Raw genomic sequence first — 5,929 nt, 5'->3', positions numbered from 1 at the left:
GCGCCGCCGGCCGCGGCGCCCGCAACCAGGTGCTCGGCGGCCACAACCTGAACGCCGCCACCGGCAAGGGGTCCTTCGCCGACCAGCAGGTCGTCACCATCGGCGCGCAGTAAGCGCCGGCGGGAGCGCTCGCCGCCACGTGCGTCGCGGGCGGGCGCTTCCTCGGTCATCCTCCATGGCATGGCGCGGGCCGGCGCGCGGGACATCCCCGCCGCCGGCACGACGCATCGGGAGGATGGCATGGCGCTCGCTGAGCAGCATCGGGAGGCGGTCCTCGCCGCGCATCCCATCCTGCGGCACCTGCAGCGCGAGGATCTGCGCCGCCTCGCTGCCACCGCCCGCATGGCCCGGCATCCGCGCGGTGCCACCATCTTCCAGAAGGGCGATCCCGGCAGCAGCATGATGGCCGTGATCCGCGGCCGGGTGAAGATCTGCAGCGTCTCGAACGAGGGCCGCGAATTGCTCCTCAACATCATCGACACGGGCGGGATCTTCGGCGAGGTCGCGATCCTCGATGGCCGGCCGCGCACCGCCGATGCGGTGGCGCTGGAGGAGACCGACCTGCTGGTGCTGGAGCGCGGGCAGTTCCTGCCTTTCCTCGCCGGCAATCCGGAAGCGCTGTCGCGCCTGCTCGCGGCGCTCTGCCAGAAGCTGCGGCAGACCAGCGCGCATCTTGAGGACGCGCTGCTGCGGGAGGCGCCCTCCCGCCTCGCCAGCGGCCTGCTGCGCCTGGCCGAGACCTTCGGGCGGGACGCCCCGGACGGCACCAGGCTGACCATCAAGCTGTCGCAGCAGCAGATCGGCAACCTGATCGGCACGTCGCGCGAGAGCGTGAACAAGGCGCTGAACGACTGGGTCCGCGCCGGCGTGCTCGGCATGGAGGCCGGGATGATCCTGATCCGCGACCGTGCCGCGCTGGAGGAGATCGCCGCCGCAGAAGCCTGACGGGCTAAAGAGGAGCGTGGGAGGGCGTGAACGCCCGGACGCGAGACTCCGCTCTGCAATCAACAGGACAGAGCGGCATCCTGCATCGCGCCGCTGTCGATCCGCCAGGCGGCCATGCGCGCGCTGCGGTTGCGCAGCGCCAGGTCGCCGATGCAGCGGCCGGGCACCATCCCGTCCAGCAGCCGCCAGGTCGGCTCGCCCAGGATGATGGTGCAGCATCCCGGCCCCTCGCCGCCATGTTGCTTGCCGAGCTGTTCCAGGCGGGCGCCGACATTGGCCGTATCGCCCAGCAGGCAGAAATCCAGCCGCTCGCCGCGGCCGAGGCTGCCGGCGACCAGCGGCCCGGTATGGATGCCGATGCGCAGCCCGGCTTCCGGCATGCCCGCCGCCCGCCATTCCGCGTTCAGCGCCGCCATGGCCCGCTCCATCGCCAGTGCGCAGCGCGCCGCCGCCTGCGCATCCGCCGCCACGCCCGCGGCATCGGGGCGCGGCACCGGCACGCCGAAGCCCACCAGGATGCCGTCGCCGACGAAGCGCAGCACGGCGCCGCCATGTGCCGCCGCCACCGCCACCATCGCCTCCATGTAGCGGTCCAGCCAAGCGACCAGGGGCCCGGGCGGCAGCGCCTCGCAGATGCGGGTGAAGCCGGCGATGTCGGAGAACAGCACGGTCGCCGTCAGTTCCTGCGGCTTCGGTCGCCCGCCGGCGAGGAAGAGGGCGCGGTCGCGCAGCAGCGCCTCGGCCACCGGCGCACCCATGAAGCGGGCGAACATGGCGCGCAGCGCCATGCGGTCCCGCCGTTCCGCCGCACCGGTCCAGGCGCGCGCGGCGCCGCCGGCGAGCCATGCGGCCAGCGCGGGGGCGATCGCCGGCCAGCCGCCATGCCCCGCTGCGACCAGCGCCATGACGGCCATCAGCCAAGCCACGGCCAGCGCGCCGAGCGCCAGCACCAGGCGACGGCCCGCAAGGCGCAACCCGGCCAGCAGCCCGACCAGGGCGAGAGCGACGGCAGCAAGCGCGCCGACCGCAGCCCCCGGCACGGCATGCATGCGCCCGTCCAGGATCTGCGCCAATGCCTGTGCATGGATCTCCAGCCCGAAGGCCGGCTGGCCGAAGGCGGTGGCCAGCGTCCGGTGCTCGTCGGTGCCGGGCAGCAGGGTGCCGATCAGGGCGATGCGGCCGCGCAGCCAGTCCGCCGGCAGCAGCGCCACCGCCTCGGCCGGGTAGAGCGGGGCGACCGGCCCCTGCGCAGTGCGGCGCCAGTCGAGCGCGAAGGGCGTAGGCGGCGCCGGCACGCCCACCGCTTCGGCCAGGGCTGCCGGGAAGCTCGGCACCCCGGTCACCGGATGGCGCGGCAGGTGCAGCCGCACCAGCCCGTCGAACCTGTCCCGCGCCAGATTCGCGGTGCCAGCCGGCGCCGCGCCGGTGAAGCCGGCCAGGACCGCCGCGCGCTCCTCCGGCAGCGGCGTGTCGGGACCCAGGGAGATGATCACGGTGGGCACGGCCTGGCGGGCGATGGCGTCGCGGAGCGCCGCGTCCTTCGCCGGCTCGGTCGCGCGGTCGAGCAGGATGTCGAGGCCGATCGCTGCAACGCCGGCCGCCGCCAACTGGTCCAGCAGGCCAGCCAGAAAGCCGCGATCGACGGGCGAGCGATAGGGAAAGGCTTCCAGCGTCGCCTCGCTGACGCCGATCAGCACCAGACGCTCATGGGGCGGCTGGACGGGCGCGAGCCAGCGCTGGCCGGCGCCCTGGAACAGCCGCTCCGCCGCCGCGAGCGGGGAGGGCGGCTCGGTCGTCAGCAGGCCGAGGGCGGCGGCACCGGCCAGCAGAGACGCTGCCAGCGCCGCGTCCTGCCATCGCCGTCGGGCCATCGTCTCCTCATGCCGGAAAGCCGCAGTCTCGGGATGTCGGCGGGACCCGGCAACGCGCGTCGCCGCCGCGCCTGGTAACGCCCTGCGGAGGATGCCCCGGCTGCTTGCCGCCATCCGGGGGCCTCCAGCCTCACCGCGGGGCTAGGGCCGGCGAAAGAGCGGATCCCCATCAGGTGGCATCACCTGATCGGGTGAAGAGGCTCGTAGAATCAAAAGACTCGAGCGGTTGCCGTGAGCCATGGCGAACGGAAACCGCTCTAGCGCCGCGGGGCGCGGCGCAGCGCGACGGGAAGCGGGCCGCGCAGCGGCCGCAGCCGCAGGGCCCGGAAGCGCGTCCGCTCCGCTTCGGCCAGGGCACGCCCGGGGGCGGTCCAGCGGGCCAAGAATTCCGCCTCCGCCAGGCCGGGCAGGCCGAGGAGGAGCAGCGGGACGGTGCCGCCGCAGCGGCATTCCGCCGCCTGCGGCCCCGGCGGGACGCCGCCCGGCCCAGCCCCGGCATCGGCGGGCACCTCGACACGGGCGAGCGATGGCAGGGCCAGCAGCAGGAAGCCGGCGGCCAGCGCCGCCACCAGACGGGGGCGCGGCATCGTCCTAGTCCACCCGGGCGAACTGCACGCGGCGGTTCCGCGGGTCATAGGGGTTCTCGGTCAGCGGCGTGGTCTCGCCCAGGCCCTGGACCACCAGCCGCGTCACCTCCACGCCCTGCCGTTCCACCAGGTAGTTGGCCACCGCGGCGGCGCGGCGTTGCGACAGCTGCAGGTTGTAGGCGTCGGCGCCCAGCGCATCGGTATGGCCTTCCACCTGCATCTTCACCTGCGGCTCGGCCCGCATCAGCTCCGCCACCCGGTCGAGGAAGGCGAAGGCGGTCGGCGGCACCGCATCCGAGTTCAGGGCGAAGTTGATCCGGAAGCCGATGGTGCCGGCGGCCGGGGCAGGCGGGGCGGGTAGCGGCAGGCTGTTGCCCGCGGTCGCCAGCACCGCGGCGGCCGGTGCCCGGCGCGGGCGGCGCGGCGTGGCCTCGGCGCTGCGCTCCGCCTCGGGCTCCGGCATCGCGGCCGTTGCCTGCGCGGCCGGAGCAGGGGCGGGTGCGGCGACCGGGGCAGCGTAGCTCGACGGCGCCGGGTCGGGCTGACCCAGGACGATGCGGCGGCTGAGGCCGGGCCGCGATTCCGGCACCATGATGCTCCGCAGCAGCTCGAGCGGCGGCGCTTCCTCGAAGATCTGCACGGGCTGGGCCAGGGCCGATCCGCCGAGCAGCAGCGAGGCCAGGGTGCCGAGGCTGGCGATGCGGTGGCGGGTCTGGAACATGGCGGCGATTCCCTTGCGTCTCGTCCGCGGCGTCCTGCGCCGGTGGAAGCACCCTAGGGGACCGGCACGGGGCGGCCTGTGAGCCACGCCACACCTGCGGGCATATCGGCCGGGTCGGCGCGCCGACCTGCCTCAGTCCAGGCGGAAGAAGGCGCGCAGGCGGCCGAGCAGGTCCGCCTGGCCCGGCGGAGGCGCCGTATCCGCCGTCTCGGCAGGGCCGGCCACGGCGTTGCGGGCGCGGCGGCTGGCCATGATGGCGGCGAGGCTCTCCGCCAGCTCCGGTCGCCGGCGCAGCACCGGGTCGAGATCCTGCCGCCGCAATTCCATCACCAGGCAATCGGTTTCCGCGGTCACGGTCGCGCTGCGCGGCTGGCCCGTCAGCAGCGACATCTCGCCGAAGATCGCGCCCGGCCCCATGCGATCGGGCGCCATCTCCGCGCCATCCTGCAGCGCCCGCACCTCCAGCACGCCCTCCGCCAGCAGGAAGAGGCTGTCGCCCGAATCCCCCTGCCGGACCACGGTGGTGCCGCGCGGCAGGGCATGTTCCACCAGCATGGCGGCCAGCGCCGCCCGCTCCGCCTCGGCGAAGCCTGCGAACAGCCCGACCCTGGCCAGCAGCGCGGCACGGCCGGGCGGCTGTGCCGCGCGCTCGACCTGCAGCCGGCGACCGGGCGGCGCGGGGGCAAGGCCGGCCTGCTGCAGGCCGCGCAGCGCGGCGGCGGCGACAGCATCGCGGCAGGGCGCTTCCTGACCGTAATCCGGCACATGGATGCGCAGCAGATAGATGGCGGCGCCCTCGGCTAGCTCATGCAGCAGCACGTCGGGGCGGAGGCCCGGATAGCGCCGCTCCGCCTCCAGCGCCGCGGCCAGCAGGATGCGCTTCGCCCGTGCCTCGGGCACCGCTGGATCAAGCGCGATGCGCAGCGCGATCCGGTAGCGCGCCGCGGCGCCGTAATTCAGCAGGCGATGCGCGGCGATCAGGCCGTTTGGCACCGTCACCGCCACGCCGTCGCGCGTCACCAGCCGCGTCGCGCGCCAGCCGATCTCGGCGACGCGGCCGGCAGAGCCTTCCGTCGTCTCGATCCAGTCGCCGATGCGGTAGGGCGCATCCACGCCGAGCGCGAGGCCGGAGAAGAGGTCGCTGATGATGTTGCGCAGGGCGAAGCCGATGACCGCGACGGCGACGGAGGAGGTGGTGACGAGGCCGAGCGCCGGCTGGCCGAGCACCTGCGTGACGATGGCCGCCGCCGCGCCGGCGAAGAGCAGGGCCCGCACCAGGTCGGAGAGCAGGCGCGGATAGGGCGCCTCGCGCCGCGTCGCCCGCGCGGCCCGGCGCAGCAGCAGGTCGAAGCACCGGGCGCCGGTCCAGGCGAGGCCGAGCCAGCCGAGCGCGCCGGCGAGCGCGGCCAGGGCGTGCGCGGGGGCCATCGCCGGCAGCCAGCGCGGCGCCGCGCCCTGCAGCAGGAAGCCGCCGAGCGCGAGTGCGGCGGGAAGAATCAGCGGCCCGGGGCCGGGTGGCCGTGCCATTGCCATGGCGGAAGCCTGACCCGACGCCGCCCGGCCGGCAAACCGGCATCGCCTGTGGCGTGGTTCACAGGCGCCTGCGTGGCGGGTGGGTAGGGTCCCTGTGTCGCCGATGACCGCTGCGGGAGAAGCCCCGGAGGCCGGCGAGAGCCCGAGAGAGAAGGACCCCGGCCATGCGCAAGATGATCCTCCCCGCCGCCCTCGCCCTGCTGGCCGGTGCGGCCGCCCTGGCCCCCACGGTGCAGGCCCAGGGCCTGGAGACCGGCGGCATCAGCATCACC

At 74.9% G+C, this 5,929-nt stretch carries 5 protein-coding genes; 1 reads left to right on the top strand and 4 read right to left on the bottom strand.

Features of this window, described 5'->3' with window-relative positions; translation table 11 throughout:
- Nucleotides 1-180: 180 nt before the first annotated feature.
- Nucleotides 181-945, top strand: a complete 765-nt coding sequence (locus tag E2C05_RS27770; protein WP_133222888.1) for a Crp/Fnr family transcriptional regulator — start codon at nucleotides 181-183, stop codon at nucleotides 943-945.
- 59 nt (nucleotides 946-1,004) lie between these two features.
- Here the strand turns inward: E2C05_RS27770 and E2C05_RS27765 are convergent, their stop codons facing one another.
- From E2C05_RS27765 to E2C05_RS27750, 4 genes are all read right to left on the bottom strand, one after another.
- On the bottom strand, nucleotides 1,005-2,816 hold the full coding sequence (locus E2C05_RS27765) for a CHASE2 domain-containing protein (RefSeq protein WP_158292408.1): 1,812 nt from the start codon (nucleotides 2,814-2,816) through the stop codon (nucleotides 1,005-1,007).
- Nucleotides 2,817-3,073: 257 nt separating this feature from the next.
- Entirely contained in the window at nucleotides 3,074-3,403 is a 330-nt protein-coding gene (locus tag E2C05_RS27760; protein WP_133222886.1) for a hypothetical protein, read from the bottom strand.
- A 4-nt stretch (nucleotides 3,404-3,407) separates the two neighbouring features.
- Nucleotides 3,408-4,124 (bottom strand): OmpA family protein, encoded by a 717-nt coding sequence (locus tag E2C05_RS35250; RefSeq protein ID WP_200306338.1) that lies wholly within the window; start codon nucleotides 4,122-4,124, stop codon nucleotides 3,408-3,410.
- 132 nt (nucleotides 4,125-4,256) lie between these two features.
- Entirely contained in the window at nucleotides 4,257-5,651 is a 1,395-nt protein-coding gene (locus E2C05_RS27750) for a mechanosensitive ion channel family protein (RefSeq protein ID WP_240046922.1), read from the bottom strand.
- Nucleotides 5,652-5,929 lie beyond the last annotated feature (278 nt).

The organism is Paracraurococcus ruber, assembly GCF_004353985.1.
Classification (GTDB): Bacteria; Pseudomonadota; Alphaproteobacteria; order Acetobacterales; family Acetobacteraceae; genus Paracraurococcus; species Paracraurococcus ruber.
This window is presented reverse-complemented; position numbering and strand designations above follow the sequence as displayed.